33 protein-coding genes and 8 pseudogenes are annotated in these 26,308 nt (G+C 40.6%); 25 read left to right on the forward strand and 16 right to left on the reverse strand.

Annotated features, from left to right (window positions below):
- Positions 1 to 109 precede the first annotated feature (109 nt).
- The 4 genes and pseudogenes from NPUN_RS41920 to NPUN_RS43305 all read left to right on the forward strand — a co-directional run.
- On the forward strand, positions 110 to 391 hold the full coding sequence (locus NPUN_RS41920; protein WP_052304583.1) for a hypothetical protein: 282 nt from the start codon (positions 110 to 112) through the stop codon (positions 389 to 391).
- Positions 392 to 448: 57 nt separating this feature from the next.
- A complete protein-coding gene (locus NPUN_RS41925; RefSeq protein WP_234711076.1) occupies positions 449 to 835 on the forward strand; it encodes a sensor histidine kinase family protein in 387 nt (128 codons plus the stop codon).
- Positions 836 to 845: 10 nt separating this feature from the next.
- Positions 846 to 1,073, forward strand: coding sequence for an ATP-binding protein (locus NPUN_RS41930; protein WP_167315605.1), 228 nt, complete (start codon positions 846 to 848; stop codon positions 1,071 to 1,073).
- 111 nt (positions 1,074 to 1,184) lie between these two features.
- Positions 1,185 to 1,443, forward strand: a pseudogene (locus NPUN_RS43305) (hypothetical protein); the annotation flags it as partial.
- A 180-nt stretch (positions 1,444 to 1,623) separates the two neighbouring features.
- Here NPUN_RS43305 and NPUN_RS15795 read toward each other — a convergent pair.
- Together NPUN_RS15795 and NPUN_RS15800 are read right to left on the reverse strand one after the other, a co-directional pair.
- Positions 1,624 to 2,700: a DUF4383 domain-containing protein gene (locus NPUN_RS15795; RefSeq protein WP_148220324.1), complete on the reverse strand. Its 1,077-nt coding sequence runs from the start codon at positions 2,698 to 2,700 to the stop codon at positions 1,624 to 1,626.
- A gap of 29 nt (positions 2,701 to 2,729) precedes the next feature.
- Entirely contained in the window at positions 2,730 to 2,930 is a 201-nt protein-coding gene (locus tag NPUN_RS15800) for a hypothetical protein (RefSeq protein ID WP_041565442.1), read from the reverse strand.
- A 63-nt stretch (positions 2,931 to 2,993) separates the two neighbouring features.
- Here NPUN_RS15800 and NPUN_RS15805 point away from each other — a divergent pair, with 63 nt between their 5' ends.
- From NPUN_RS15805 to NPUN_RS39100, 4 genes and pseudogenes are all read left to right on the forward strand, one after another.
- Positions 2,994 to 3,497 carry a helix-turn-helix domain-containing protein gene (locus tag NPUN_RS15805; RefSeq protein ID WP_041565443.1) on the forward strand — a complete coding sequence of 168 codons (504 nt, stop codon included), beginning with the start codon at positions 2,994 to 2,996 and terminating at the stop codon, positions 3,495 to 3,497.
- Between the two features lie 116 nt (positions 3,498 to 3,613).
- Positions 3,614 to 4,781: pseudogene (locus NPUN_RS40105) on the forward strand (IS630 family transposase).
- A 78-nt stretch (positions 4,782 to 4,859) separates the two neighbouring features.
- Positions 4,860 to 5,150, forward strand: a complete 291-nt coding sequence (locus NPUN_RS15820; RefSeq protein WP_234711138.1) for a transposase family protein — start codon at positions 4,860 to 4,862, stop codon at positions 5,148 to 5,150.
- A 93-nt stretch (positions 5,151 to 5,243) separates the two neighbouring features.
- A complete protein-coding gene (locus NPUN_RS39100) occupies positions 5,244 to 5,525 on the forward strand; it encodes a DUF1392 family protein (protein WP_234711139.1) in 282 nt (93 codons plus the stop codon).
- A 42-nt stretch (positions 5,526 to 5,567) separates the two neighbouring features.
- On the opposite strand, the gene NPUN_RS41935 is transcribed toward NPUN_RS39100, so the two are convergent.
- Entirely contained in the window at positions 5,568 to 5,741 is a 174-nt protein-coding gene (locus tag NPUN_RS41935; RefSeq protein WP_167315634.1) for a hypothetical protein, read from the reverse strand.
- A gap of 78 nt (positions 5,742 to 5,819) precedes the next feature.
- Positions 5,820 to 6,017: a DUF2811 domain-containing protein gene (locus NPUN_RS15825; RefSeq protein WP_012409579.1), complete on the reverse strand. Its 198-nt coding sequence runs from the start codon at positions 6,015 to 6,017 to the stop codon at positions 5,820 to 5,822.
- Positions 6,018 to 6,536: 519 nt separating this feature from the next.
- Here NPUN_RS15825 and NPUN_RS15830 point away from each other — a divergent pair.
- Both NPUN_RS15830 and NPUN_RS15835 read left to right on the forward strand, forming a co-directional pair.
- The gene (locus tag NPUN_RS15830) at positions 6,537 to 6,953 is read left to right on the forward strand and encodes a hypothetical protein (RefSeq protein WP_012409580.1); all 417 of its coding nucleotides are present in this window, start codon (positions 6,537 to 6,539) and stop codon (positions 6,951 to 6,953) included.
- Positions 6,954 to 7,036: 83 nt separating this feature from the next.
- Positions 7,037 to 7,855, forward strand: a complete 819-nt coding sequence (locus NPUN_RS15835; RefSeq protein WP_012409581.1) for a tryptophan 2,3-dioxygenase family protein — start codon at positions 7,037 to 7,039, stop codon at positions 7,853 to 7,855.
- On the opposite strand, the gene NPUN_RS40810 is transcribed toward NPUN_RS15835, so the two are convergent.
- Genes NPUN_RS40810 through NPUN_RS15845 form a run of 3 tightly spaced genes read right to left on the reverse strand, consistent with a single transcriptional unit; the run spans position 7,798 to position 8,789 of the window.
- Positions 7,798 to 8,100, reverse strand: a complete 303-nt coding sequence (locus NPUN_RS40810; RefSeq protein WP_083782385.1) for a hypothetical protein — start codon at positions 8,098 to 8,100, stop codon at positions 7,798 to 7,800. The genes NPUN_RS15835 and NPUN_RS40810 overlap by 58 nt on opposite strands.
- A complete protein-coding gene (locus NPUN_RS39105) occupies positions 8,093 to 8,338 on the reverse strand; it encodes a hypothetical protein (protein WP_148220279.1) in 246 nt (81 codons plus the stop codon). Before NPUN_RS39105 ends, NPUN_RS40810 begins: the two co-directional genes overlap by 8 nt.
- Position 8,339: 1 nt before the next feature.
- The gene (locus NPUN_RS15845; protein ID WP_148220280.1) at positions 8,340 to 8,789 is read right to left on the reverse strand and encodes an ISAs1 family transposase; all 450 of its coding nucleotides are present in this window, start codon (positions 8,787 to 8,789) and stop codon (positions 8,340 to 8,342) included.
- A 204-nt stretch (positions 8,790 to 8,993) separates the two neighbouring features.
- Here NPUN_RS15845 and NPUN_RS40820 point away from each other — a divergent pair.
- Positions 8,994 to 9,140 (forward strand): annotated as a pseudogene (locus NPUN_RS40820) (IS4 family transposase); the annotation flags it as partial.
- A gap of 282 nt (positions 9,141 to 9,422) precedes the next feature.
- Here the strand turns inward: NPUN_RS40820 and NPUN_RS15850 are convergent.
- A complete protein-coding gene (locus NPUN_RS15850; RefSeq protein ID WP_012409582.1) occupies positions 9,423 to 9,698 on the reverse strand; it encodes an HU family DNA-binding protein in 276 nt (91 codons plus the stop codon).
- 222 nt (positions 9,699 to 9,920) lie between these two features.
- The gene (locus tag NPUN_RS42540; protein ID WP_012409583.1) at positions 9,921 to 10,424 is read right to left on the reverse strand and encodes a hypothetical protein; all 504 of its coding nucleotides are present in this window, start codon (positions 10,422 to 10,424) and stop codon (positions 9,921 to 9,923) included.
- A gap of 147 nt (positions 10,425 to 10,571) precedes the next feature.
- On the opposite strand from NPUN_RS42540, the gene NPUN_RS15860 reads away from it, so the two are divergent.
- From NPUN_RS15860 to NPUN_RS15870, 3 genes are all read left to right on the forward strand, one after another.
- The gene (locus tag NPUN_RS15860) at positions 10,572 to 10,775 is read left to right on the forward strand and encodes a hypothetical protein (RefSeq protein ID WP_041565444.1); all 204 of its coding nucleotides are present in this window, start codon (positions 10,572 to 10,574) and stop codon (positions 10,773 to 10,775) included.
- Positions 10,776 to 11,115: 340 nt separating this feature from the next.
- Positions 11,116 to 11,568 carry an Hsp20/alpha crystallin family protein gene (locus tag NPUN_RS15865; RefSeq protein ID WP_012409584.1) on the forward strand — a complete coding sequence of 151 codons (453 nt, stop codon included), beginning with the start codon at positions 11,116 to 11,118 and terminating at the stop codon, positions 11,566 to 11,568.
- A gap of 438 nt (positions 11,569 to 12,006) precedes the next feature.
- Entirely contained in the window at positions 12,007 to 12,768 is a 762-nt protein-coding gene (locus NPUN_RS15870; RefSeq protein ID WP_012409585.1) for a helix-turn-helix transcriptional regulator, read from the forward strand.
- Between the two features lie 56 nt (positions 12,769 to 12,824).
- Here the strand turns inward: NPUN_RS15870 and NPUN_RS15875 are convergent, their stop codons facing one another.
- The 3 genes from NPUN_RS15875 to NPUN_RS15885 all read right to left on the reverse strand — a co-directional run bounded on the left by NPUN_RS15875 (position 12,825) and on the right by NPUN_RS15885 (position 14,096).
- Positions 12,825 to 13,085, reverse strand: coding sequence for a muconolactone Delta-isomerase family protein (locus NPUN_RS15875; RefSeq protein WP_012409586.1), 261 nt, complete (start codon positions 13,083 to 13,085; stop codon positions 12,825 to 12,827).
- Complete coding sequence (locus NPUN_RS15880) at positions 13,082 to 13,513, reverse strand: nuclear transport factor 2 family protein (protein ID WP_012409587.1); 432 nt, start codon at positions 13,511 to 13,513, stop codon at positions 13,082 to 13,084. Before NPUN_RS15880 ends, NPUN_RS15875 begins: the two co-directional genes overlap by 4 nt.
- Before the next feature lie 97 nt (positions 13,514 to 13,610).
- Positions 13,611 to 14,096, reverse strand: a complete 486-nt coding sequence (locus NPUN_RS15885) for an SgcJ/EcaC family oxidoreductase (RefSeq protein WP_148220325.1) — start codon at positions 14,094 to 14,096, stop codon at positions 13,611 to 13,613.
- Positions 14,097 to 14,253: 157 nt separating this feature from the next.
- Here NPUN_RS15885 and NPUN_RS15890 point away from each other — a divergent pair, with 157 nt between their 5' ends.
- On the forward strand, positions 14,254 to 14,460 hold the full coding sequence (locus NPUN_RS15890; RefSeq protein ID WP_148220326.1) for a hypothetical protein: 207 nt from the start codon (positions 14,254 to 14,256) through the stop codon (positions 14,458 to 14,460).
- A gap of 341 nt (positions 14,461 to 14,801) precedes the next feature.
- Positions 14,802 to 15,392, forward strand: coding sequence for a flavodoxin family protein (locus NPUN_RS15895; RefSeq protein ID WP_041565446.1), 591 nt, complete (start codon positions 14,802 to 14,804; stop codon positions 15,390 to 15,392).
- Positions 15,393 to 15,686: 294 nt separating this feature from the next.
- Here NPUN_RS15895 and NPUN_RS15900 read toward each other — a convergent pair.
- Positions 15,687 to 17,335, reverse strand: a pseudogene (locus NPUN_RS15900) (IS1182 family transposase).
- Between the two features lie 124 nt (positions 17,336 to 17,459).
- Between NPUN_RS15900 and NPUN_RS15905 the strand changes: the two are divergent.
- Positions 17,460 to 17,759, forward strand: coding sequence for a hypothetical protein (locus NPUN_RS15905; protein WP_052304617.1), 300 nt, complete (start codon positions 17,460 to 17,462; stop codon positions 17,757 to 17,759).
- Positions 17,760 to 17,764: 5 nt separating this feature from the next.
- Here NPUN_RS15905 and NPUN_RS40110 read toward each other — a convergent pair.
- Positions 17,765 to 18,932, reverse strand: a pseudogene (locus NPUN_RS40110) (IS630 family transposase).
- Between the two features lie 383 nt (positions 18,933 to 19,315).
- Between NPUN_RS40110 and NPUN_RS15920 the strand changes: the two are divergent.
- The gene (locus NPUN_RS15920; RefSeq protein WP_041565447.1) at positions 19,316 to 19,531 is read left to right on the forward strand and encodes a transcriptional regulator; all 216 of its coding nucleotides are present in this window, start codon (positions 19,316 to 19,318) and stop codon (positions 19,529 to 19,531) included.
- A gap of 161 nt (positions 19,532 to 19,692) precedes the next feature.
- Here NPUN_RS15920 and NPUN_RS15925 read toward each other — a convergent pair whose 3' ends face one another.
- Positions 19,693 to 20,589 (reverse strand): tyrosine-type recombinase/integrase, encoded by an 897-nt coding sequence (locus tag NPUN_RS15925; protein WP_012409590.1) that lies wholly within the window; start codon positions 20,587 to 20,589, stop codon positions 19,693 to 19,695.
- 81 nt (positions 20,590 to 20,670) lie between these two features.
- On the opposite strand from NPUN_RS15925, the gene NPUN_RS15930 reads away from it, so the two are divergent.
- The 6 genes and pseudogenes from NPUN_RS15930 to NPUN_RS39120 all read left to right on the forward strand — a co-directional run.
- A complete protein-coding gene (locus tag NPUN_RS15930) occupies positions 20,671 to 21,129 on the forward strand; it encodes a double zinc ribbon domain-containing protein (RefSeq protein WP_012409591.1) in 459 nt (152 codons plus the stop codon).
- Positions 21,130 to 21,154: 25 nt separating this feature from the next.
- On the forward strand, positions 21,155 to 21,925 hold the full coding sequence (locus NPUN_RS37665; protein WP_052304618.1) for a DUF4158 domain-containing protein: 771 nt from the start codon (positions 21,155 to 21,157) through the stop codon (positions 21,923 to 21,925).
- Between the two features lie 41 nt (positions 21,926 to 21,966).
- Complete coding sequence (locus NPUN_RS37670) at positions 21,967 to 22,929, forward strand: Tn3 family transposase (protein ID WP_052304619.1); 963 nt, start codon at positions 21,967 to 21,969, stop codon at positions 22,927 to 22,929.
- Positions 22,930 to 23,188: 259 nt separating this feature from the next.
- A complete protein-coding gene (locus NPUN_RS42760) occupies positions 23,189 to 23,770 on the forward strand; it encodes a transposase (RefSeq protein ID WP_202947542.1) in 582 nt (193 codons plus the stop codon).
- Between the two features lie 51 nt (positions 23,771 to 23,821).
- Positions 23,822 to 24,331: a transposase gene (locus tag NPUN_RS42765; RefSeq protein WP_148220330.1), complete on the forward strand. Its 510-nt coding sequence runs from the start codon at positions 23,822 to 23,824 to the stop codon at positions 24,329 to 24,331.
- A gap of 17 nt (positions 24,332 to 24,348) precedes the next feature.
- Positions 24,349 to 24,522, forward strand: a pseudogene (locus NPUN_RS39120) (Tn3 family transposase); the annotation flags it as partial.
- Here the strand turns inward: NPUN_RS39120 and NPUN_RS15950 are convergent.
- Positions 24,483 to 25,687: pseudogene (locus tag NPUN_RS15950) on the reverse strand (IS4 family transposase). The pseudogenes NPUN_RS39120 and NPUN_RS15950 sit on opposite strands and share 40 nt — an antisense overlap.
- A 106-nt stretch (positions 25,688 to 25,793) precedes the next feature.
- Here NPUN_RS15950 and NPUN_RS15955 point away from each other — a divergent pair.
- A pseudogene (locus NPUN_RS15955) lies at positions 25,794 to 26,270 on the forward strand (Tn3 family transposase); the annotation flags it as partial.
- Positions 26,271 to 26,308 lie beyond the last annotated feature (38 nt).

The following is a 26,308-nucleotide window of genomic DNA, read 5'->3' on the forward strand; positions in this document are numbered from 1 at the left end:
ACAATCGCGCAATTAAGCTATTAAAAAATCAATCACAGAGGCGGCGAATCCAGTTAATTACTATATACGCTTATTGGATCGCTCAGGAAAACTTTTTGCTAGTGGAGGCATGGAATTTGACAATTTACCGATTACCTCAAAATTACAGTATTGGCAAATCTTAACAGATTCTTCTGGCGCTCGATACCGCGAAATCATTTTGCCTTTGTATACTCAAAAACAAGTTTCGGGTTATCTACAAGTGGCGCGTAGTATCACTGATTTAGACCAACATCTGGCTTATTTAAGATTAGCTTTGGTGTTGGGATTACCAATTTCGATGATTTTCGTTGGTTTGTCTAGTTGGTGGTTAGCAGGAAGGGCAATGCAACCTGTATATCTTTCCTACTAACAAATACAACAATTTACTGCTGATGCTGCCCATAAGTTTCGCACACCTTTAGCAGCAATGTACTCTACTATTGAAGCTGCTATCAAGTTACAGCAAGAACCAAAATCCAATGGTGGAATTTTAGATGTACTCAAACGCCAAAATCGGCGACTATCACAATTAGTAGGAGATTTGCTGTTATTAACGAGGATAGATCAAAAACAACTAACAGGAGAATATCAGTCTTGCTGTTTGAATGATTTAATTAGCGACTTAATTGAGGAATTAGCATTTTTGGCTGTAGAAACTAAAGTAAATCTCTCTAAACAGGTGCAAGTCTCAGAAAAACTGTATGTGATGGGAAATGAAGAACAGCTTTATCGCTTAATTTCCAACTTAATTGCCAATGCAATTCAAGCTACATCTAGCGGTGGAAAAGTCACGGTTTTTTTTAGAAAAGAGTGAGCTTTACGCCATGATTAAAGTTGAAGATATAGGAATTGGTATTGCTGTTGAACATCAACAGCGAATTTTTGATCGCTTCTACCGAGTAGATCGCGACCGCTTTCGTACCTCTGGCGGTTCGGGTTTAGGATTAGCCATCGCAATCGCGATCGCCAGAGCGCATAAAGGCAATATTCACGTTCAAAGTCAACCTGGGCTTGGTAGTACATTTACAGTTCAACTTCCTTTTTCATCGTGATTTCTGGAAAAAATGTTGCTATCTAGTGCATTATTTATCTTGATAACGATATTTTATGCTGAAGCTTTTGTTTAAAATCTAGAATCTAACATCATTTGATTTGGAGGAGTTTTGATAAATAATATTCGCAATCGCTTTAGGGGTTTTAAGCGCAAAAGGTTGAACCATCACAACTAAAACAGTTGGTACATGAGTTATTGTCAGAGTCTAATCTCGACGCAACATATTTGATTGTGATTATTGGCTCATTTGCGTTAGCGTTCGCGCAGCGTTCCACAGGAAAGCTCCTCCGAAGGAGATCGCTACATTTGGTCTACTTGCCAATAGCACTGCTGTAATTATCGGCGCAATGATTATCGCACCTCTAATGTAGTCTTATCTAAACTAGGAGTTTTACCTAAAACAAATTCTAGTTTGTAGGCGAAAAAGCTAACAAAAATAACTAAAAATATACAGTATCCCAATAGTTCCCCATTTATTTTTTTGAGGCTCCACTTTCGGAGGATTGGAATCTATAGCGATACCTGGGTCAGTTTTCATAGTTTTGATGTCACGAATGAAACACTTTATCCGGTGCTGATTGAGTAAACCACTCCATAGCTCTTTCGGCGATCGCAGTAGGAACTGTATGGAATCCGTTGAAATCACGGTATTCTAGGTCATAGTCTGCTTGTTTTAACTGCTGCACAATCCGGCGACTGCACCGTTCAATCGGTAACGCCGTATCGAACTTTCCATGAGAGATGAATACACGCGGTTTCCCGGATTGGCTAGCAGGAGCCATGAATCCGGGTGAAAAGGCAATAATGTGGTTAAACAGTTCGCCATTGGTAATGCCAACCGAAAGGGCGTAGGAAGCACCATCAGAGAAACCAGCGATCGCTACCTGGTTTGGAGCGATCGCATAATGACTGAAAGTTTGTGCTAGTGCCCGATCGATAAAGGCAATATCAGGGCCATAGCCACCCCGAATAATGTCCCAAGTTTGTTGGCGTGAGTCTACTGCCAACAGAATTGTCCCAAAGCGATTTGCCAGATGATGGAGGATTTTTAGCGCACCCTCCGCATCACCTCCGGCTCCATGCAATATCAACACCAGGGGAACGGGCTGATCTGCTTGATAGGTTTCAGGTACATAGACAAAACCATCTCGCTGCCCATCCAGTCCTAGTGGGTGTAACCCGGTCAAAGCGGTTGTTGTGGGGCGAGTTGGGCGTGACAACAACTGTCCTTCAGCAGCTCTAGAATCAACTTGCTTTGAGCTTTCCATAACTAATAAATTCCGCTTTTGGCAATTGGATAGTTGAGAGGCAGCGAGTGGTAAAATCATCCCTGTTAGCCCGAACTGGAGTAGTTGTCGTCGTGTCCAGTCAGGAAGATTTTTATTTTGTGTCACTGCGATCGCAGCTAATGCATTGAGCAAAAAAATGTAACCAAACAATGGCATTAAGCCGAAAAATGTCTTACCCAAAGGTAACAATCCGATGACACCCAGCAAAGCATAAGAAATTGCAAAACTATGATTAAATAAGCGTGCAATGCTAACACTGCTGTAGCAAGTAATTCCTAACGCCCCGACGTTCGCGGAGCGTCCCGCAGGGATGGGATGTTTTTTGCCGCGGGAAATCCCTTAACAATTCAAAATTCAAACAGCGTTCATTGAGTTTCTAATTCTTCTCTCACAGTCTGAAGAGCAGGAGGTATAGCTGTCCCCATAGCCTCTGCCAATTCTTTAGGAGGTTTTTGCAGAGAAGGCGATCGCATACATTCACCTGTATGAACACGAGAAACAGGCTTCATCTGATGCGTGGTACTGTAGTAGCGATGGGTTTGGGTAATTTTGCCCCGTTCCTGCATTGATTCATTAGATATTAGACTTGTCGGGAAATAAGAGAGAATAGACAGCAGTGGTAGGGAAGAATGATGCTGAATATTGAAGGTGCGCTGAAGCAAGACCGACTGTTGAGGGCATTAACTGGGTTGAACCGGAAAGCATTTGATGCCCTTTTGCCCACGTTTACCACGATGTACCTAGATACTCAACAGGCCAAGCCTCGTCAACGTGGCCTGGGTGGAGGACGCAAAGCCCGCTTACTTACAGCCCAAGACAAATTGTTTTTCATCCTTTTCTATTTCAAATGTTATCCGACCTTCGATGTGGCGGGACTGCTCTTTGATATGCATCGCTCCCAGGCACATGAGTGGATGCATCGATTGCAGCCAATATTAGAAGCGGCTTTGGGACAGAAGATGGCGCTGCCGGAACGCCATCTCGAAAGCATTGAAGCATTTTTGTCACGCTTTCCAGGAGTGCAACGAGTGATGATTGATGGGACAGAACGCCCAATTGCGCGACCTCAAGAAAGAGAACAACAAAAACTGAATTACTCCGGTAAAAGCGGCGGCATACCCGTAAGCATCTAGCAGCAGTAGACCAAAGCAAACGAGTGCTGATACTGAGTTCTTCACTAGTAGTCTACCAAGGTAACTTTGCTAAGTAAAACCTCTAATTGGTAAAATAGCCAAAAACGGGGTGTAACATGGCAAAAAAGTACATTGTTGACTTGAATGAAGATGAAGTTTCCCAACTGCAATCGATAATTAAGAAAGGTAAGCATAAGGCAAGAACCATAAGCCGTGCAAACATTCTTTTGATGGCTTCCGAAGGAGAAACGGATCAAGCGATCGCTAGCATAGTTAGAGCGCATGTTGCAACAGTGCAACGAATACGAGAAAAATTTGTCATTGGAGGGTTAGATTTTGCTTTAAAGGATGAAGTTCATCCACCAAAACATAAAAAATTAGATGAAAAGCAAGAAGCATTTTTGATTGCAACAGCTTGTTCTAATCCGCCAGAAGGAAGAGTGCGTTGGACAATGCAATTATTAGCAGATCATTTAGTGAACGTTGGTATCATAGATTCAATCTCAGATGAAACAGTACGTCAAACTTTAAAAAAAATGAAATTAAGCCTTGGTTGAAAGAACAATGGTGTATTCCTGAAGTTAACGCAGAATATGTTTTCCGAATGGAAGATGTGCTGGATTTATACAATGAGCCTTATGATCCTAAACGCCCTGTAGTCTGCTTTGATGAACGTCCATACCAATTAGTAGAAGAAGTAAGACTTCCTTTGCCACCACAGCCAGAGCAACCTGAACGTTATGATTTTGAGTATAAACGTAACGGGACAGTAAATTTATTCGCATGTTTTCAACCCTTGGCTGGATGGCGGCATATCGAAGTTACAGAACGTCGAACTAAAGCCGATTTTGCTAAACAAATGAAAAATTTAGTAGATGTTTCCTACCGAGATGCCGATGTTATTCGTTTAGTAGTTGATAACTTGAATATTCATACACCCAATGCATTATATGAAGTTTTTCCACCAGAAGAAGCACGTCGAATTATTCAAAAGTTAGAGTTTCACTATACTCCTAAACACGCTTCTTGGTGAGCCAGTGCGTTGGGCGGGTTCCCCGACTTGAAGCAACTGGCGAACCCGAAGGGCTGAATCAGGTAGAAATCGAATTATCTGTTTTATCTCGCCAATGTTTAGAACGGCGTATTCCTAATGCAGAAACATTAACTTCTGAGATTGCCGCTTGGGAGAAAAAACGTAATCAGCAAAAAGCTAGTGTTTATTGGGGTTTTCAAACCAAAGATGCTCGCCGAAAAATGGAGCGTTTATATCCAAATTTAACATAGCAAAGTTAGCTTGGCAGACTACTAGAAGGCAAGTTACACGATAAAAGATTTCATGACGAAGATGACATTGCAGGCAGTATTCCTGACGAGATTCCCATTGAAGTTGATCTGGGGTTTCTGGGAGTCCAAAAACAGTATGTTAATATCCGCATTCCATATAAGAAACCTAAGGGTGGGGAATTATCACAGGAGCAGAAAGCTGCTAATAGGGAATTGAGCCAAGAGCGTGTGGTGTGTGAGAATGCCTTTGCTGGGGTAAAACGTTATCGTGCAGTCAGCGCGGTTTATCGTAATCACATTCAAGAGTTTGACGATCATTTAATGTTGACAGCTGCTGGACTATGGAACTTTTACTTGATGGCAGCATAAAAATTAAATCAAAACCACAGGGACAGAATTTTAACTTAACTCTTAGTTATTTCCCAACAACTCTAGTGGTCAGGACAAGAATGGATTTATGCAATTGTTTGCCAGAATGAAACTCTCTACTTAGCTGAACAAGAATTTCATACAACAAATGTACTAAAAAAGCCCACTGTTTCTACTCCAGCTTTTAGATTAGGGGACATAGTTGAGGTTGATTTCGGTGAACGGCCGACACGCCGTATTATTCAAGGAATTTTTAGTCTCAAAGAGAATTGGCTTTATGGGGTAGAGTGGCGCTCCCCAACTTTAGAAGAAGTATCTGCCCAAAGCAGAACAATATGGCTTGCTGATGTAGATTTAGTTAATGTTAGTGTATAACTATTGTCATTTGAGATTCAAGAATAAGGCTATAGGTTACTATCACCCGCTCCTCTTGGTTTTGAGTGAGTTTAAGATGTCGTCACTACCCAGGGAATTTTTCATTGGTTGAGCCACATCTTCAGCATTTTCTACGAGTTGGGGTTCTGCTGCATCTGAAAGTTGCGATACTACAATAGTAGATGTTTCCGCTTTTACCTCGTTTTTCGTTGCCATTAATCCTGACTGAAAAAATCTTTCTGAGTGTATAGTTTGATTGACCTTGTTATTTAGTATGGCTTCTAGGGAATAACATTAGCCACAACGAAACAGAGTTTCGAGATAAACTTGGGAAACACCGCGATCGCCATCAGCATTTTGCAGCAGAAACAGGGAGATGGCTGCGGTAATAAGGCGATGTTCATCCCAATCAGGATGTTTTTCTAAGTAGGTATTGAGAGATTGATGTAGCGTTTCGGGAAGAGTAGTAAAGATGTTTTGGGTTGAGTTCATATAATAAAAGCTTCAGAAAAAGCAAATCAATAGGGACAACAAGCTAAAGGTGATACAGTGCAAGTACAGTTTCACCCATTCAATGCTAGCCGCACCACTGGCACTAACAACTGAATAGTTTTATACAGTTGATGCTCAAAATGGAACAGGCGGCAAAGGCTAGTGGATTTATTTTGTGCTGATTGGCTCAGTTTGTCAATGTTACAAAATGTTAAAGAGAAATATAGAAAAAATAAATAATTACGTGAAAGCTAGGGTTAGAAGTAGGTTTTGTTTACGTTGCGTAATAATAACTCAGTAAAGCAGACTGATTGCTACAGACATGACAAAATACCCATTGGGTGAACAGAAGCCGATTATCTTGTAAAACAACTGTGGAAAACAGCAGAAATAGCTGTGGAAAGTCTGTGGAATCTGGCAGGAAAGGTAGAGGTAATGATAAGAATTGCAAAAAGTTCAGATTTGTAATCTCTGCCGTTGCAGTGTAATATCAGCCTCAGTATTCCCAAGGAGCTAATCATGAGAGGATGGGTAAACGATCCACATTCAGGAGGGGTAAAAATCCCGGAGCAAGTCAAACAGAGAACAAAGCAACGAATATTAGCCTATGCAGAGAAGCATTACGCGGGGAAATATATACGTATTGATGTGCGTTTTAAGGGATATTTCTGTTACATAGATGCTTATAAAGAACCATTTTTACCAGACAATGATGACCTATCAATGTTTAAAATAACACGCTCAGAATATATAGAGAGAGCCAAGAATACACCAATTCATCTGTGTCGATTGCGGTACAAAGGGAATGAAGAGAAATGGACAAAGGCTTTTTATACTTATAGTAATGAAAAATACGAACCTAGCTTATTTAATAATGGTACTTTTTATGGAACACCAGAAGAAGCATTTCAGAGTTCAGCATTGTATTTAGATTAATCAAATTTTGACAGCTTTCATGATTTTTGAGATAGAAATATAAAATTGTTTGGCTAATAAAAAAAGTAACAATATCGATCAATATGTCTGAATCTTATACGTTTCAACCTTTACCGCTAATTAATCCTAGCTTGGATATTAGTGAGAATCACTACTGGAATTACCATAATATCGAGGAACTAATTAGTTGTAAAAAGCCTTTGACGGCATCTCTTGATGAAGATTTATTTATTGCTGTGCATCAAATGTGTGAACTTGCTTTTCACCAAATGATTATTGATATGGAACGAGTTTTGAAGACTTTAGCACAAGCACTACAAGATGCAACTGATCCGATCATTGGCAATACGGCAGAGGTATGCTATTTTTTTCGTCGCATCCTGCGTCTTTACGAAGTTGTAAATACAACGATGCCGATTTTGGCGACAATGCGTGCTTTTGCGGAGTTCAGAACTAGTATTGGGCCTACTAGCGGGTTTCAGTCTTTTCAGTTCCGTCATCTAGAAATTATGAGTGGGGTTTGTAAATACTGGGATGGTGGTACTAAAAATGCTGAGGGGAAATTGCATATTGCTGAGATCGAGTTTAATCAACGCTATGGTGAACAGGTAGCACAATGGTTTGAATTATATCGTCAGCACAACCTTACTTACTATTATCAAATCTTGATTAACCGCGCGGCTGGTAATTCTCAGGCAGAATGTCTAGTCAATTTACAAACTAATACAAATGCTAGTGCAATTCTTCAGTGCTTTAGCGCTTATGATAATTTGCAAAGGCGATTTCATAAATCTCATCTAGGGTTGGCAATTACACAACTAAAAATAGTTGGTGCTGATCAGGGCTATTTCATTCTAAAAAGCTGCTTGAGTGTGTCTAGTCCAAAAGAACATAAACGTTGAGCTTGTGCCATATTTTCAAACATATTACTGCGATATAAATTAAGTGAAAAATTGCGAGCAAGCGCAAAAATTTGAGGAAGAGGAGTAGTGCGAATTCTAGATTTATCTTCGCCTTGAGTAACGTCTCGAACATAGTGGACTTTATTCTCAACACCCCAATATCCTCTGATACGTTCAGCAAAGGCTTGCACCGTTTCGCTTAAAGATGAAATATAATAACGGGTTTCATTAGTTACTTCAATCACATTGTGTGAAAACCTGACGCTCTGATTTGACTTTAATCAAAGTGGTAAGTCCAGGCCAAGGACGAATACCATCGAGATTTTTACAAATACTGACATGACGCTTTTCGATTCGACCATGCCCTTTATTTATCTGCTCATAAGCCAATTCTGGCGTGAAATTTGTTTTGACATCTTTGAATAAGTTAAGCTGATTGCCTTTTAAGGCGGCAATATAATCATTCCCACTATTTATAATCAACTCACAAGTTTTTTTGAGTATTAATAGCATCAAAAGCAAAGATAACCCCATTGAGAGCCAGTTTGGAAATCAACTCAGGTAAAGCAATAATATCATTAGTTTTGGCATCAACTTGAAATGGCTCTAAAATTAAGCCTCGCTCAACAATATAAGAACTAACTAACATCATCGCTGGATGCGAATCCGAGTTAGGGTTATCATTTTCAATCTGATATGAACCCTTGAGGACTTTACCATCTAACCCAACAGTTTCTCCAGTATTTGGTTGTACATTAAAGAATTTGCTCAGACATACGGAATAATCTTCGTAATCTACGTGTAATAAGGCACGACGTACAGTGCTATAAGATGGTAGTCTATTTTTTGGCGGTTGAAAAAGTTCAATCCACGGCTCACGGTAGCTTGAAATCCAGTCTCCAATTGCTAAAAATCCTTTGTTCCCTGCTGCGATGCCTACGGCGGGCTGCGCCTACGCCAATGTGAAAAGTGCCAAAGATAATGGTAGATTATGTCTCTGTCCGGCGCGGCGACGGGGGTCTTTTAGACCTGCAAAAGCTTTGATAATTTCGATTTCAGACACGGTAATAGATGCTTGAAGTAGAACTGGCGCTGCACCTTACCATATCGCGTCTACATTTACAATGAAATAGCCCTGGCTTATTACCGTGGTTTTCGATATGTCCGTGAAATGTTAAAAATACTTCCTTAAAAGCCTAAGCCTATTTTATTAGCACAAATTTTTGCAACGCTTACTTCCCTGGGACGTGTTCATCCCGTTTCCACAGGCGTTGAACCCTCGTAATTTGGCAAAGGTCTTGTAGTAATAATCACTATATAATACTTGTGATGCCCAGACAACTAATTAAAAGTAGCTAATAAAATCAGTAACGTTAGATTAATCACCCAAATTGTTAGTTAACTTGGGGCTGCTCTTTTGTGCTGTGGACGCAATAGTAAGTGATCGCACTTGTGTAACATCTGCAATTCAACACTCACGTTCCCTCTAACATTGCCCCACCTGCCTTGAGAACAGCGAATGCTACAGCTTTGCAGTGATTAGATTGCTAGTGGTAAAGCAATTCATCTATGGCGCTACTTTTTCTTTAAACTGCTTGCCAGGAGAAAATCCAGGCACTCTAGTAGCCGGAATCGTCATTGGCTCATTGGTTTTGGGATTACGCCCTTCACGCTCGGCACGTTCGCGTCGCTCGAATGACCCAAACCCTACCAGCGTTACCTTATCCCCATTAGCTACAGCCTCAGTAACGACTGACAAAAAAGCACTGATGACTTCATCGGCTTGCTTTTTTGTGATGTTGGTCTTTGCCGCTACAGCATCCACTAATTCACCCTTGTTCATGAATCACCCTGAAGTATTGAAAGTATTGGAAATCTAGCATTAATAGCTCTTATCAGGGAAGGGGGAAAGGAATAAAATCTAGCGACATACGAAAATTGATAATGCGCGGCTATTACTGCGCCCTTGCTCTGTCTCCCAGATTTCCTTTCATCACCATCTCTTTGAAGGTTCATACAAAATATCCTCCAGCCTAGAAACCTCCTTTGACAAAATTTCCCACCCCTACCATCTTCGATGGTGGCCCCATCCGTGGAACCCTCCACCAAATCCAAAGTGGAACCCTCTTCCAAATCCAAAGTTGATGCCATAAGTAGGATAGGGCGATACATAGATGGGATAAGGATTGTAGATGTAAGCAGAAGAAGGCGCTACGGTGTAATAATCATCTTCATTACAAACAGTAGTAGTATTTTGCACAATTGTTCTAGGTACAACATTCTCTTGCCCAGCATAAGGTAGATTCAAATAACCATCGTGAAAACCACGAGCGAATTCACCTCCCGCAGTCCGAGGTTTATAAGCAACTCTATTCCGAGCGCTTTGTTCTCCTTCTTGAAAACCATTTGCATAAGCATAGGGGTGGTCAGCCGCCGATTCTTTGAGTACTCTATTATCAGTAACAGGATGACAGTAAACAACCCTATCAGCTTTAGCGGCTTGGGGAAAAAGTAAGGATGTTGAGCCAGCTATTAAGCTGAATATTGCACCAACAACTATTTTCTTCACAGCCTTTTACCTCATTTATGCTTAATACTCTAAGCTCTTTAACTTTAATTATAAAACCTGAATCCTTACATGGCGTAGTCCATTTAATAAAGAAAACTGAGAGCGGTTTGGGTGAACTTTTTTTGTGACGATAAGAGGCTTACGAGAATGTCTGATAATTTTCCTTTTCAAAATCCTGAGCAACTACAGCAATGGCATCAGGGTATCAAAGATGCCAACCGTAATAATATTTTCTGTCATTGTCGTGCTTGCGGTTATGAGTGGATGGATTCAGCATTTGATGTTACTTGTATTCAATGCAGTAGCAAAGATATAAAAAGTATTTTATCTTGGCAGTTTCCCGATGACTAAATCGAAATGCTTATTGAATAGTGCGATGGCGAAGCGAGTAGAGCTTGTGTGATTGTGGTTTTGGAAATATAAGCAACGCCTAACTGAACTATCCCTTTCAACAGCAGATTTATTAGTTGATTATTAGTGACATTAATAGTTCTTATTCGGGTTTACCGAACATCAAAACTTAAGTAAATCGTAATCTTATTTTAGGTCTACTTAAGTGCGGCAATCATCCTTTTATTAGGTGATGAGAACCGAATTTAAAGGAGTTTTAAGCATACTTGTTATAAATACATAAGCACAAAGGCAAGTGCAAAAACAATAAACAATAGCTGAGTTTTTCTGAGAAAGAGTTATGGCACTAGTTCGTTACAACCCCTGGCAAGAATTGAACGCTCACTTAAGCCACATCAACGGTTTATTGGGAGATACCAGAGTACCATCTGCACGGATTGGCAGAGATTTTATCAGAGTTCCGGCGGCTGAGTTGCACGAAACTGATGATGCGATTATTCTCTTGCTAGAATTGCCAGGACTTGAAGCTAAAGACCTGGATATTCAAGTCACTGAAGATGCTGTTCATATTAGCGGTGAGCGGAAGTCTGAAACTAAAACCGAAAACAATGGCACAACATCGAGTGAATTCTACTATGGTAAATTCCAAGGTGTAATTCCTCTAAAAGCTAGAATTCAAAATACCAATGTCACCGCAGATTATAAAGACGGTATCTTGAATTTGACACTGCCCAAGTCTGAGCAAGAAAAGAACAAAGTTGTCAAGGTTAATTTGGAACAACCTGCTGCATAGTCTGAAACTACTTACCTCCAATGATTGATTGAGATAGCTAAAAGCCCAGTCATCTCATAACTGGGCTTTTTTGTAGCAATTGCCTAAGAGCGATGCCTACGGCGGGCTGCGCCTACGCTCTTAGGCATCGCTTAGGTTTTCCTCGCTTGAAAAAGTTGAAGTTACGGTATCATCTTCAAAGGTTCTGGCAATTTGGCATAACAAATTTCTGAATTGCCATTTAAATGAGATATCAACAGAACAGCCACAAATCGCCTAAGTTGACCCAATGCTGTAGAATAACTCAGCAGCCAACCCACAGCGCTCGGTCATCGCAACTCTTGGAGACGCGCAAGGGACGCCACAACTGGTTAGTAATGTACTAGAAAACACATACACTATACTTCTTTACCAGTCTGGCTGCTGTAAAATCAGGTACAGTCTCACAAGTACCAACTGATGCTTGATTGCCACGAAGATACCTTAGTCATTCTTGCTAAGAACATTGCGGTAGAAATGCATTATCATCATGCGATTCAGCTTGTTTTGAGTTTGGATAAACCTTACGATGCAGTATTAGACCATCAACCTATTGAATCCGTGAAAGGATTTCTGATTGATTCAGATATTCCTCATGCTTGTCAGTCTGCCGATTCTACAGTGTTAGTGATTAGTGTCGATGCAAGCTCTTCAAAAGGTCGGTTGCTGAAGTCACACTTATTAAAACGAACATTTATTTTGATTGACGAACTCTTTTCTGCTGAAGCTATTGATGAATTTTTAAACTTTTATTGGAGATGCTGCGACACTTCTCAGCATGAATTTGATCCCCTCTATTTCCTTCATAAACTCAGTCATGAACAAAGGAATATAACTCCATTTGATGCACGATTACTTATTGCAATTGATTTTATCAATCAAGACATTAGCCAAATTATTAAAGTTATCGATATTGCCAGACATATTAGTTTATCTGAAAGCCGGCTCCGCCATTTGTTCACAGAGCAAGTTGGCATTCCATTAACGAAATATGTTTTATGGGTTCGCATGAAAGTTGCTTTAAGAGAAATGCTAAAGCCAGGTGTAACTTTGTCCGATGCTGCCCACCAAGCAGGTTTTACAGATCATGCCCACTTCACACGAACATTTAGGCGAATGTTTGGGGTTTCTCCCTCTTTGCTTTTAAAGTATGGTCAGTTTCTTCAGATTTTTGGTTTATGAGCCAAGCTACGGCACAAAGTGGCTACTTGGCTCACTCATGTACCCAAGAATAATGGTTAGCTTTGATTTTGAAGCTGAACCAGTTTCAGTGTCATATAAGGAAACAGGGGAAACCTATTGAACTGCTGTCTGACATAGGATTCATCACGTTCTTCTACCACTAGATAAGCCCCAGATAGGTCATTGCGAACATAGATTTGCTCAATAAATCCTGTTTTGGTCAATTCAGCGACGACTTCTTGTTCTTTAGCAGCAAGTGTTTCAAACTGATTCGGATCAACACCCGATAAAGTCACCTCGACCATGTAGCGATTCATGCGTTCGCTCCGGCTTGTTGAGACTGCTGTAGCAGTGGCAAACTCGGATCAACCTCAATTTGACGTAATATCAGATACCACTTACCGTTAATTTTCCTGACCTGATCTTTGACAAAAGCGCTCCCTGCCCGATTCAAATCTTCTCGATTAACGACGGTCAAATATGACTCCATTGTTGCTTCGTCATAATTTCCTTGAATGATGGCATTCGAGCTACAGTGCCGCTTTCCTCGCGCAAAGGTATCCAACATAGCGTAAAAACCCTGGCGCAACTCCTCTTTCCCCTTTGCAATTCCCCAGAACCCCTGCAATGCACCATCAGAAGCAAAGGTTGCGAGATAATTTTCGACATCCTCCTTATCCAGCGACATTTCAAACCGTGCCGCTAGCTCCATGATTTCGAGCTTGTCTAACGCAGTCAATTCCATATTGCTCTCACTTCTTTATCTCACTGGATTCAACTCATTTAGAGTCCCTGAGTACATTAACACTGGTCGCGAGCGCCAGACTTGAACAAATCGGCTATTATCCAGAAATGGATAAAGTCTCAGTGTTATGCACAGCAACCAGTTGCCACCGTCCATCTTGTTGAGCGATCGCAGTCAAGACTCCATATTTTGTTGGCAGACTAGTCCCATCAGGGCGAGTGAGCCCACTCATTTCCCAAGTGCTGTGGCAAATTGCCAAATCAGGTTTGAGAAATTTGACAGTGGTATCGGGAAAATGCATCTGAGTATTTTTCAGATGATTGCTAAAGGCGTTGGCATGTCCTTGCACTAGTTCAGTTCGACCTTTCCACCACTGCCCTGCCACATTGATAAAATCCGCATCTTCAGTGAATAACTCTGCTAATTGCATTGCATCATAAACGTTCCAGGCATCTGCAAAAGATTGCATGATGGCTTTGATTTCTAGAATGTTTTGCTCGTGATTGTTCATAAGTTCTTTTTGACTCACTCCTTCACAAAGTGATTTAGGACAATTCAATGTAATGTCCCAAATTGTTTGCACTCTTAACTCTTATCGGCAGTTCAAGTTAGTCGAAATTAAGCTAACCTTGAGTACGCTCAAACACAGTAACACTGACAGAAAGCGTCAGGCTTGAATAAATCGGCTATGGACTACAAGCTTTCTTCTCACTCAAAGTCAGTAAACCTAAAAGTCTAGTGTGGTAAAATTTACCAGGGTGGTAGCCGCCTATTTTAGCGGCTACCCTTTAACTAAAGAGCATTTTAGGGCATTTAAAGAAATTTACGGGGATGATGCAAATGGGGGAAGTCCGCATGTAGACAAAGGGGAGTCGGGACGCTGGCGCTACTTTACGCGGGAGGATATTGCTAAACGAGGCGAAAACCTAGATATTACTTGGCTATAGGATGATAGTTTGCAGTCGGGGGATGATTTACCAGAGCCGGATCTAATTGCAGCTGCTATTATGACGAGATTACTTTCTAGCGCTCGCCCAGATGGAGGCGTTGACGCTACTAGGATGGCCACCATGTAGCGAAAGAAAGATAGTTAGTATTAAATTAGGTAAACAAGCGCCTGGCTACAAAGTTGTTCAGAAAGCTCTCAATTGCTTCATCGCTGAAGTGACTCACCCAAACACGAGCATTTTTTGACTTCGCCACCAGCATCGCTTACTTTACTTTTCCCTACAGTAGTCTTTATGATATTTCTCGTTTAGTTTCAGTCAAAAATTTGACCAAAGCTTTTATGCCAACCGTTGCGATTATCTATTTCTCTGGTGCAGGTCATACTCATCTTATGGCCCAAGCTATTGCTGAAGGTGCAACTAAAGTTGAAGACACTACTGTTGAACTGCTGCGGGTTACTGGAGAGCAGATTGTCAATGGTCGTTGGAAGAACGATGAGGGACTAGAAAAGCTCAACCAAGCTGATGCGATTGTTTTTGGCTCTCCTACCTATATGGGTGGTGTAGCGGCTCAGTTCAAGGCATTTATTGATGCCGCTAGCGAAGTCTGGTTCCGACACGGATGGAAAGACAAAATCGCTGCGGGTTTTACACACTCTAGCTCCCCTAGTGGCGATAAACAAGGCACACTGCTCTATTTAGCGACCAACGCAGGCCAGCACGGCATGATTTGGGTAAATGTCGGCGACTTGCAAAGCTTTTTATCGGGTCTTGATGATGGGGTAAATCGACTAGGAGGATTTTTAGGTGTCATGGGTCAAAGCCAACTCGATATGAGCGGCAAGGAACCAGTGCTAGATTCGGGTGATTACCTTACCTCAGTGCGCTTTGGGGAACGCATTGCAGAGGCAACTAAACGTTGGAACAAGTAGCTTTTGACACTCATATTAGGTTATACCACCCTTACATCTGACAAAAAATCCTTTTCGAGGCAAAGTTACACCTATGGAGGGGCGTGAGTAGCAACGGATACTGTTGGCGAACTTAATAATTCACCGAAAAGTGTGAGAATTGCAGGGGAATTAAATCAGCAAGCACTTCATTAACAAAAAAGATTAAAACTCCCCTTTCCATGTAATACATGGAAAAATTCGCCTAACCATGTATTACATGGAAAAGTACAGTAGAGATTTAGAAATGATTCGAGTTTCTAATAAAGGAAATTTTCAAGTGATAGCGATCGCTGCAAATCTTGATGTGCGTGTCTTGGCATGAGGCACACTTTGTAACCAAGCTACCATCCTTACCACATTAATCGCTGCTGCTGTGATTATGTGCTGTAAATGGACTTTGGCTAAACCAGTATAACGAGCTTTTCGTAATCCGAATGCCCTAACTCCCTGAGAAATTGTCCCTTCAACTCCTGCCCTTGTGTCATAAATTTCTTTCCAAGAGTCAGTTGATTGTTGAATTCGCAGAGATTGAAGTAATTCATGCTCTTTTTTGAGCCGTAAAGTTAGTTTTCTTGGTTCAGAAGCCGACCGAGTACACAGAGAACGACTGGGGCAAAGTTGGCATGTTTTTCTAGGAAAACCAACACGAATTACCTGATTGCCCCATTTATCTTGATAAGGAGTCCACTTTTTGGTGCTTTTTTTGCCCATTGGACAGGTGACGCGCTTGGTGTTCCAATTCACCTTGAACTGGCTAATGTCGTAACCACCTGGCATTCTAGACTGCCAACTAACATTGGGACGCGCTGGCCCAACAACTGTGACCCCATACTTTTTTTGACTGGTAACTAGCAAATTAGCATCAACATAACCACCATCAACGATATGCAATGCTGGGAGTAATTTTTTAGATGCCAGAGACTTATGGATTGGTTCGGTCTGATCTACGTCGCTTATTTGTGCCTGAGTGGTATCAACATTAGTAATTAGATGAACCTCATCAGCATCACAGGTTTCAGTAATATGGACTTTGTAGCCAGTCCAAGTGACACTGCGCTTGTTACCATAGCGAGCATCTTTATCATAGGGGAATCCATTCTTGTGCCAGTCGGCGGTAAATCGGTAGCAGCCCGTAAACGCAAAGAGTCATTCTCGACATAATATTGGTGAATCCAGGTCAGGCGCAGGATTTCCACTGCCGGAATCTGACGCAAGTAGGCAACATTGCTCGTCTCCCACAGGACTTTCAGTAACTGCATCCCATCATTACCGATGATTTCAGCATATTTGGTTCGGGCAGAAATTCCTTTGGGCAGGTGATATTCATCAAAAGCCCGACTATACCGCTCAAACCATTCAGGAGGAACCCACGAGCGTAACCAGTCTGGGGCAACCGTAGCAATGGCATTAAGTGCAGCCCGAAGCGTTTCCCCATTCCCTTCCAGTCGATTCAGGGTACGAATTGCAGCCAAAACATGGGTTGAATCGGTTCGTTGTTTACCCCTATCTTTTAACCACCCACGCTCTTTGAATTGCTTTAATATCAGCTCTAAAAGTTGTTGTTCCGCCCCTCCTTTCATCAGCCGACTTCTGAATTCACACAGCACAGTGAAGTCAAAGCCTGGGTCAGTCAACTCTAAACCTAAAGCATATTTCCAGTCGATGCGACTGCGAACCGCTTCGGCTGCTTGTCGGTCTGACAATCCTTCAATAAATTGCATCACACAAATTAATGCCAATCGCCAAGGAAAGATAGCAGGTTGACCATCAGTAGGAAATAGAGTTTCAAAGTTGGAGTCACTGTACAATGTGCCTATTTCGTCCCGCATCGTTAGATATAAGTTGCCTTTGGGAAAAGCAGCCTGAGCAACTTGGCTAGTTGACAGAGGAACTGGGTTGATACGGCGCGGATGTAAAGACATGGCTCCCCTCCTGTCTACAAAACTTTTTGCTGCGGTAAATCAGCTTTATTAGCATACCTTTTTCCGTGTGTTACGCGGTAAAATCAGTTAAAGTTAAACCATGTAATACGCGGAAATTTTAGTCGTGAAACGAGACATTCAGGGAAAGTTTACCCTCAAAAATGATGATTATCGTGAAGTTCGGACTTTGAGACTAACGGATGCTACCTGGAAAGCATTAGGCATTACCGCAGAATGTCATGGAATCACCAGGGCTGATTTACTCGAACAGGTTGTCAGGTCTAATAATTTGGCATTTCCTCTTGCTCCCGTTCTAAAACAGTCTCAAACAAATCTTCATGTTGAACAACTCACAGTTTTAGCCGAACAGGTTTTAGCAGAGCTAAAGTTAGGCAAACAAGCTTCTAGTAGTCTGCCAAGCTAACTTTGCTATGTTAAATTTGGATATAAACGCTCCATTTTTCGGCGAGCATCTTTGGTTTGAAAACCCCAATAAACACTAGCTTTTTGCTGATTACGTTTTTTCTCCCAAGCGGCAATCTCAGAAGTTAATGTTTCTGCATTAGGAATACGCCGTTCTAAACATTGGCGAGATAAAACAGATAATTCGATTTCTACCTGATTCAGCCCTTCGGGTTCGCCAGTTGCTTCAAGTCGGGGAACCCGCCCAACGCACTGGCTCACCAAGAAGCGTGTTTAGGAGTATAGTGAAACTCTAACTTTTGAATAATTCGACGTGCTTCTTCTGGTGGAAAAACTTCATATAATGCATTGGGTGTATGAATATTCAAGTTATCAACTACTAAACGAATAACATCGGCATCTCGGTAGGAAACATCTACTAAATTTTTCATTTGTTTAGCAAAATCGGCTTTAGTTCGACGTTCTGTAACTTCGATATGCCGCCATCCAGCCAAGGGTTGAAAACATGCGAATAAATTTACTGTCCCGTTACGTTTATACTCAAAATCATAACGTTCAGGTTGCTCTGGCTGTGGTGGCAAAGGAAGTCTTACTTCTTCTACTAATTGGTATGGACGTTCATCAAAGCAGACTACAGGGCGTTTAGGATCATAAGGCTCATTGTATAAATCCAGCACATCTTCCATTCGGAAAACATATTCTGCGTTAACTTCAGGAATACACCATTGTTCTTTCAACCAAGGCTTAATTTCATTTTTTTTAAAGTTTGACGTACTGTTTCATCTGAGATTGAATCTATGATACCAACGTTCACTAAATGATCTGCTAATAATTGCATTGTCCAACGCACTCTTCCTTCTGGCGGATTAGAACAAGCTGTTGCAATCAAAAATGCTTCTTGCTTTTCATCTAATTTTTTATGTTTTGGTGGATGAACTTCATCCTTTAAAGCAAAATCTAACCCTCCAATGACAAATTTTTCTCGTATTCGTTGCACTGTTGCAACATGCGCTCTAACTATGCTAGCGATCGCTTGATCCGTTTCTCCTTCGGAAGCCATCAAAAGAATGTTTGCACGGCTTATGGTTCTTGCCTTATGCTTACCTTTCTTAATTATCGATTGCAGTTGGGAAACTTCATCTTCATTCAAGTCAACAATGTACTTTTTTGCCATGTTACACCCCGTTTTTGGCTATTTTACCAATTAGAGGTTTTACTTAGCAAAGTTACCTTGGTAGACTACTAGCTATAAGTCTGCTCAGAAAGCTTTAAGACGATTAATCGAATTGGTGACTACACCAACAACCTCCAAGTAATATATGGACAACCGCCCTCCCCGTGTAATACATGGAAAGTGTGGTTTGAATCTTTTTTATCACTGAAGTGCTTGCTGGTTTCATGCCTCTGCAATTCTCACACTTTTCGGTGAATTATTAAGTTCGCCAACAGTATCAGCAACGGAACAGAAAACCGGGATAAGAAAAAAAATCTTGAAAAATCAGCCATTCAGCCATGTATATACATGATATAGTAAGACATCATGTATAACTTAGGACAATGGATCAATATTCAGGCACTAGACAAAAATCTCAAAGACGACCCCGTACATCAGATGGTAAATTTGAAACTGATTATGGAGATTCACCCAAACGGTTAAGGTCAATTCGCTTAACCGATGAAGCATGGGAGAAACTACTAGAAATAGCGGATAAAAATCAAGTAACCAGAAGTGAAGTCATAGAAATTTTCGCTCGCGGTGGCGAATTATATTAAGTGTTACCTCTAGTTTATTTAGAAAAAAGTGTAATTTTTTACTAAATTTGGCATGAATCCATATTTTGACAATCAAGAGTATTGTCTATTCTCTTGATAAGTTTTTAATCATGATAATTTTCAGAATGCGACAATATATAAATTAAATCCATACTTTTAAATTATTGTCCAAACGGTGGTATTTTCTTAAAAGCATGAAGCGCTACTTCTTGGGCACGAAGGGATGTGACTTTAGAGTAGCGAAGAGTAGTTTGAATTTTTTCATGCCCCATCAATGCACGAAGTTCCTCAACTCCCATGATTCCAACTCTCTGGGATGCAAAAGTATGTCTGAGTTGGTGAAAGCCAACACCTTCTAGTTCTGGAATGTTTTTAGCGGAGTTTACAAGTGTAGAGTAAGCTGTAGCATAGGAAAGACGAGATACTTGCTGATTATTCGGTTTTTGAGCCGTAAATAAAGCATTTATCTGGGGATGTCGGTAGTATTTGATGTAATTATTCAAACAGAAGTCAGTATCTTCGTTGTAGAAACACCATCGTTGCTTGTTCCCCTTACCGATAACTTGAAATGAACGAGCGGTAAAATCAATATCTGATAAATCCAAAGCTAGTATTTCTGCTATTCTGGCTCCACTGCTATGTAGCAAATGCACTAAAGCATTAAGTCTGGCATCTTTTTTGATAGCTTGGTAAAGAATACTTAATTGATGTTGTGTCAGATATCGCACAACACTATCTGAATTATGCTCTCCTATCCGTGGATTTGGTTTACGCCGTTTGAGATGAGAAATGGGGTTTGATTTGATATAACGGTACTCAACAGCAAAGTTAAATAAGGCTGTAATTACTGCTTGATGACGATGATGAGTGATATATGATACGTTATTTAAATTATTGAGGTATTCAACCAAAATTTCTCGGTCAATAATTTCTAGCGACCAACTACCATAAAGTTGGAGCAAAGGCATTAAAGTTGATTCATAAGAGCGAATAGTAGAGTTAGCCAGTCCATGACGCTCTAAAAACTGAGTGACTAATGATGCTAAATTAACACTCATCTGACAAGAGCCACTTAAATTATTTAACTGATGGACAAATATTAACTTAATATTAATAGGTAACGAAGTAGATATATTTTCATGAATGTATCTGTGACGGATGCGGCTCCTAAGCCAGCAGAGACGTTGAGTTGTTACATTCAACGAGTCCGTAACTCTCTATCTCTAACTCAATTGGAGTTAAGTACAAAAGCCGGAATCCATGTCCAGACTATTCGCAAAATTGAAGCAGGAGGAACATCTCGACTCAATCAAAAAGCTAAATCTGGTTTGGCTGCGGCCTTAGGTATCCCTCAAGAATATTTAGATGCCGTTGTCAAAAAAGTATCACTTGAAGCTATAACTTCGCTCAAATTTTGCCCAAAATGTTGGACACCGGGGACAACTCTTGACCCCATGTGGACTTCTTTACGGTCAAAATATTGCTTTGCGTGCGGGACGCAATTGCGAGATAGATGTTTGAGTTGTCACGAACCAATTGTGTCGCTCAAGTTTAAATTTTGTCCACATTGCGGCAAATCCTATAAGCAAACTGAATAATATTTAAGTCAAAAAATCAACCTAGATGCCAGTTGAATTTTTAAGTGGCGAACAAGAGAAAAGATATGGATGTTACAACGGTGAACCATCTGCTGAACAACTAGCAAAGTATTTTTACTTGGATGATCTTGACAAAGAGCTGATTAAAAAACGACGAGGGAATCATAACCGCTTGGGTTTGGGATTGCAGTTATGTACCGTCCGCTTTTTAGGGACTTTTTTAACTGACCCAACAGACGTTCCTTTACTGGTGGTTGATTATCTGACATCTCAATTGGGTCAGTTGGATGCAAGCTGCTTAGAACAATATAGAATTTCCGAAACCAAATGGGAGCATACAGCGTTAATCAAACAACGCTATGGCTACCAAGAATTTCACTCCCAACCTGAACATTGGAAACTGGTGCGTTGGCTTTACCAAAGGTCAACTTTGAGCGCGGAATCTCCCAGTATTTTATTTGACCTAACTACAGCGCGGTTGGCAGAACGGAAAATACTGTTACCGGGAGTGAGTGTTTTAGCACGGTTAGTGGCATCAGTACGTGAAAGAGCAGCTAACCGTCTTTTTAAGGTTTTGTCTTCACTCCCCAACAAAAAGCAAATTGAAATACTCGAAAAACTGTTACTCATAAAAGAGTTAGCACGTTACTCAACTCTCGACCGTTTGCGTCACTCTCCGACTCGCGTCAATGCCAAATCTATGTTAGTGGCGATTAATCGTTTGTCGGAAATACGGTCGTTTGGGATTTCTGACATTGATTTATCTAGAATCCCACCGACACGAGTGAATTTTTAGCACGTCTTGGCGCAGCTTCTCGGTCGGCGGCGATTGCCCGGATGCCTGATAATAAGAGAATTGCCACCTTACTGGCATTTACTTATTTACTGGAATATACGGCAACAGATGATGTAATTGATTTATTCGATTTACTTGTTAAAGGGTTGTTATCGAAATCTAAGCGGGAGGGTGAACAACAACGTCTGCGAACGCTCAAAGATTTAGATGCCGCCGCACTCAAACTAGCGGAGGTGGTCGAAGTACTTATAGACAACGAGTGCGACGATATTAATGTCAGAATTGAAGCTTTTACCAGAGTCAGTCAAGAACAATTGAGTCAAGCTGTAGCTAAAGTCAAATCATTGGCCCGTCCAGAAGATGATGAGTATTATGATTTGCTACTGTCTCGCTGGCGTGGAATCCGTATTTTCCTCCCTTCACTGCTTTCTCAAATTGAGTTTTCATCTTCCGAGAATGCAGCACATATTTTAGATGCACTCTTATTTTTACGTTCTATTGAGGGTCAAAATCGACCCGACATGAGTGCTGCACCACTCAAAGTAATTACCAAAGGGTGGACACGGTATTGCATTAATTCCAATGGCACAATTGACCGTAAAGCTTATACGTTCTGCGTTTTACAATCTTTAAGGTCGGCGTTGCGTCGTCGGGATGTGTTTGTGGCCAAAAGTCAGCGTTACTGTGACCCCCGTGCCAAACTTCTTAGTGATGAAGCATGGTCAGCACAACGGGCAGGTATATGTCGGACTTTAGATTTCCAACCGACTTTTGATTCATCACTCTCTATCTTAAAACAAGAATTGGATGAGGCTTACCGTCGCACTGCTGCTAACTTCGAGAACAATACTGCGGTACGCATTGAACACAAAGATGGAAAAGATAATTTGGTATTGACTCCAATAGATAAACTGGTTGACCCGCCCAGTTTGATAACGCTTAAAAGGCAAGTGACAGCCATGTTGCCAAAAGTTGATCTGCCGGAGGTAATGCTTGATAATTAATGCCAGGACTGGATTTACCAAAGAATTTACCCATTTGAGTCAGTCCAACAGTCGGGTTGATGATTTGCACTTCAAGGGGCGACAATGGTTGCTAAACCGAGCCAGATAAAGGTTTAGAAGGCACAGACCCTTTGAAAAAATGGGCTATTCTGGAGTGCTTATTGAGAATGAAATATGCAGGTGTCACAGACCCGCTTCTAGAGATCTATTTTATGGTAAAAAAGAACGGTCTCGTAAATTGAACAAGACCGTCATCATAATGTTGCCCTCATTCTATCAAAAGTTTTTAGAGAAATACCTGAGTCAATCACAGTTAATAACTTTGAAGATGTTGGTGTGGTTGTTACAAAATCAAAAACAAGTCAGATTAGAAAGGCTGGCTGCAACACTACCTTTACCCATACAGCAAAATAGTCGGAGGCGACACTTACAAAGATTCCTAACGCTGAATGCTTTGAGTGTAGTGTTACTGTGGTTTCCCATAATTGAAGAGATACTTGGTAAGCAAATCAAAGCTGGCTCACAAGTAATTATTGCACTATATAGAACACAATGGAAAGAAAATAATGTGCTAATGGTAAGTGTAATTTACCAAAAAAGAGCATGGCCAATATATTGGTGCTTGTTAGAAAAAGATGGTTGCAGTAACTTCCAAGAGCAACAAAAAGTTTTACGCCCAGTGATTCGCTTGTTAAAAAATTACAAAATAGTGATTATTGGCGATAGAGAGTTTCATAGTATAGAATTAGCGGAGTGGTTACACAGGAAGAATCTCAGCTTTGTATTCCGTCAAAAAAAGGACACAACCTTCCGAGAGAAAAGACAAAAATTTCAGCCTTGAAGCAGCATTGATATTTATCCAGGAATCCGCCAGTTTTATTTGGGTATCAATTTGACTCAAAAACGAGGGTTTGGCAGATTTAATTTAGCAGTATATTGGAAAAGAAAATATCGCAATAAACAGGAACCAGAACCTTGGTATTTATTAACTAATCTGCCTGATTTAGAAACTGCTGCTCAAATCTACGGAGCGCGTTTCGGCATTGAAGCTATGTTCCGTGATTGTAAAACAGGTGGTTATAATCTCGAAGGTTCTAAAGCTAATCCTGATAGACTTGTGCGTTTAATTTTCTTAATTGCTTTAGCCATGACAAGTGCTTGGTTACACGGACAAAGAACTAAATTGCAAAAACAAGAATCTTATATTTGTCGCACTCAAGAAAAAAGTCGAACTTCTAAACGACATAGTAATTTTTGGATAGGTTTATATGGTCAAAATTGGATAGTCGCTTGGAATGAATGTCAAGCATGGGTTGAGGAACTGGTCGCTTCCATTCGCAATAAGCAGAGCTTTTATCTCAGGGGTTTAAGGGCTATGAAGCTTATACAGAAAGCACTTTAGCTCCATTGTCGCCCCTTGAAGATTTGCACATTAGTATCTGCGCGGTGTTGCTGGCAGAAGCTTGCAATATTGGTTTGGAACCACTGATACGTCCAGAATTACCTGCATTAACTCGTGGACGATTATCTTGGGTGCAGCAAAATTATATCCGTCAAGAAACTCTCATCCGTGCCAATGCGCGATTGGTCGATACCTGAAGGGGCGACATGAAGCCTATAAAGCTGACTGTATAAGCTTCATAGCTCTCATCCCTTGTAAATAATTCTCTAGTTTATGACGACTTAATCGCATTAAATCTTGAACTAAACTCCAACAATCACCAATGAAATTAACCCAGTTCTGTGCATAAAGACCGATATAAAAGTTACTATGCCTTCTGTGAGAACGTCCATATTCTTTGGGACGTGCCACATATTTTGCAATTCCTTTACTCTTAATATTCTGACCTTGTAATGTAGCAATAGTGTAAGCTAATGAGATGATTAAAACTAAAGCAATAAACCGCTTACCTTCCACATTTGTCTTCTCTAAATTGTAACCGCCACTTTTAAAATCTCTAAACATCTCTTCTATATCAAAGCGCTTTTGATATGCCGGAATCGCCGTTATTTTACTATTCATGTTAGTTAAAATAAACCATCCTTCTTTGGCTTTGTTTTGACGGTAATTCTTTTTCCATTTGCAAGCCACATTAAATCCCTTCACTTGTTTAGTTTTTGTTAGCGTTGCATCTGATACAAAAAAAGATGTTCCTGGTTTTAAACCTAAATCTTTTATTTCGCACCATAAATGAGCTTTCAACTCAATATTCTCATTTTTCTTGAGTCTCAAACAAAACTCAAACCCTTGTTCATCAAGCCATTCCGCCAAGCTCACTGAACAAAACTCTCTATCTCCTAACACTACCGTTTTATAGTTTTTAAATAAGGGAATTATCTTTGATAATGCCTTAGTTTGTTCTGATAAGTTACTACTACCTAATTTTGCTAAAAGCTTAAAGTATATCGGTATAGCTCTTTTTTGAAAAATTACACTAATCATTAGTAGATTTTTTCTTTTCCAATTCGTCCTATCAATTGCTAAATAGATTCGGTGATTTCCGAGGAAAGTTTGAGCTAACCATCGTTCAATTATGGGAAACCATAATTCTTCTATATTCAATATTGGTAATGATAGAAACCTTTGTAACTTCTTCCGTCTCGACTGGCATTGAATGAATAATGGTCGCGACTCTGATATTTTCTCTAGTTTCACATCTTTGATATTTTGTACTACGTTAATCACCAGCGTCAGAAATATTAATTCGGACTGTGAAAGTAAACTTTGTAGATGCTTCTGGTATAATTCAGGTAATATTTTCAACAGATAGGTCTTATTGACAATACTGACCTATCTTTTTTTACCATAATTCGCTCAACTTAATACAGCACAAAGGCTTTCGGGTGCTTGTCCCCCCTTCAGGGTCGATACCCAAACTCACATTCCCCTTGCAAAAATATGGGGTGGTGGGGAAGTCGCATCTGCGGATGAGTTGCGCTTTAGTGTTCCTGTGAGAACGATTAATGCTGCGCCCAATAGCAAATATTTTGGTATCGGCAAGGGTATTACTTGTTACAATTTTACCAGCGACCAGTTCACTGGCTTCCACGGGATTGTAATTCCTGGTACTTTGCGAGATTCGCTTTTTCTCTTGGAAGGTTTGTTAGAGCAATTAACGAGTCTCCATCCAGTCGAGATCATGACCGATACTGCTGGTTATAGTGATGTCGTGTTTGGTTTATTTTGGCTTCTGGGCTATCGGTTTAGTCCAAGACTTGCAGATATTGGTGAGGCCCGTTTTTGGCGAATCGACAATTCTGCTAACTATGATGTCCTTGATGGACTGACTAAAAACAAGATTAATACTGACCTGATTACGAATAATTGGCAAGAATTTCTCTTTTTGTCCACCGAGGTGGTTTGGTTTTCTTCTTTTGA

The sequence above is a fragment of the Nostoc punctiforme PCC 73102 genome, from assembly GCF_000020025.1.
Taxonomy (GTDB): Bacteria; Cyanobacteriota; Cyanobacteriia; order Cyanobacteriales; family Nostocaceae; genus Nostoc; species Nostoc punctiforme.

Coding starts and splice junctions, on each gene's coding strand:
- NPUN_RS41920 (WP_052304583.1), top strand. CDS start 110: ATGGAATTTGACAATTTACCGATTACCTCAAAATTACAGTATTGGCAA.
- NPUN_RS41925 (WP_234711076.1), top strand. CDS start 449: ATGTACTCTACTATTGAAGCTGCTATCAAGTTACAGCAAGAACCAAAA.
- NPUN_RS41930 (WP_167315605.1), top strand. CDS start 846: ATGATTAAAGTTGAAGATATAGGAATTGGTATTGCTGTTGAACATCAA.
- NPUN_RS15800 (WP_041565442.1), bottom strand. CDS start 2,930: ATGCAGGAACGGGGCAAAATTACCCAAACCCATCGCTACTACAGTACC.
- NPUN_RS15805 (WP_041565443.1), top strand. CDS start 2,994: ATGATGCTGAATATTGAAGGTGCGCTGAAGCAAGACCGACTGTTGAGG.
- NPUN_RS41935 (WP_167315634.1), bottom strand. CDS start 5,741: ATGGCAACGAAAAACGAGGTAAAAGCGGAAACATCTACTATTGTAGTA.
- NPUN_RS15825 (WP_012409579.1), bottom strand. CDS start 6,017: ATGAACTCAACCCAAAACATCTTTACTACTCTTCCCGAAACGCTACAT.
- NPUN_RS15830 (WP_012409580.1), top strand. CDS start 6,537: ATGAGAGGATGGGTAAACGATCCACATTCAGGAGGGGTAAAAATCCCG.
- NPUN_RS15835 (WP_012409581.1), top strand. CDS start 7,037: ATGTCTGAATCTTATACGTTTCAACCTTTACCGCTAATTAATCCTAGC.
- NPUN_RS15850 (WP_012409582.1), bottom strand. CDS start 9,698: ATGAACAAGGGTGAATTAGTGGATGCTGTAGCGGCAAAGACCAACATC.
- NPUN_RS15860 (WP_041565444.1), top strand. CDS start 10,572: ATGTCTGATAATTTTCCTTTTCAAAATCCTGAGCAACTACAGCAATGG.
- NPUN_RS15865 (WP_012409584.1), top strand. CDS start 11,116: ATGGCACTAGTTCGTTACAACCCCTGGCAAGAATTGAACGCTCACTTA.
- NPUN_RS15870 (WP_012409585.1), top strand. CDS start 12,007: ATGCTTGATTGCCACGAAGATACCTTAGTCATTCTTGCTAAGAACATT.
- NPUN_RS15875 (WP_012409586.1), bottom strand. CDS start 13,085: ATGAATCGCTACATGGTCGAGGTGACTTTATCGGGTGTTGATCCGAAT.
- NPUN_RS15880 (WP_012409587.1), bottom strand. CDS start 13,513: ATGGAATTGACTGCGTTAGACAAGCTCGAAATCATGGAGCTAGCGGCA.
- NPUN_RS15895 (WP_041565446.1), top strand. CDS start 14,802: ATGCCAACCGTTGCGATTATCTATTTCTCTGGTGCAGGTCATACTCAT.
- NPUN_RS15920 (WP_041565447.1), top strand. CDS start 19,316: ATGGATCAATATTCAGGCACTAGACAAAAATCTCAAAGACGACCCCGT.
- NPUN_RS15925 (WP_012409590.1), bottom strand. CDS start 20,589: ATGAGTGTTAATTTAGCATCATTAGTCACTCAGTTTTTAGAGCGTCAT.
- NPUN_RS15930 (WP_012409591.1), top strand. CDS start 20,671: ATGAATGTATCTGTGACGGATGCGGCTCCTAAGCCAGCAGAGACGTTG.
- NPUN_RS37665 (WP_052304618.1), top strand. CDS start 21,155: ATGCCAGTTGAATTTTTAAGTGGCGAACAAGAGAAAAGATATGGATGT.
- NPUN_RS37670 (WP_052304619.1), top strand. CDS start 21,967: ATGCCTGATAATAAGAGAATTGCCACCTTACTGGCATTTACTTATTTA.
- NPUN_RS42760 (WP_202947542.1), top strand. CDS start 23,189: ATGTTGCCCTCATTCTATCAAAAGTTTTTAGAGAAATACCTGAGTCAA.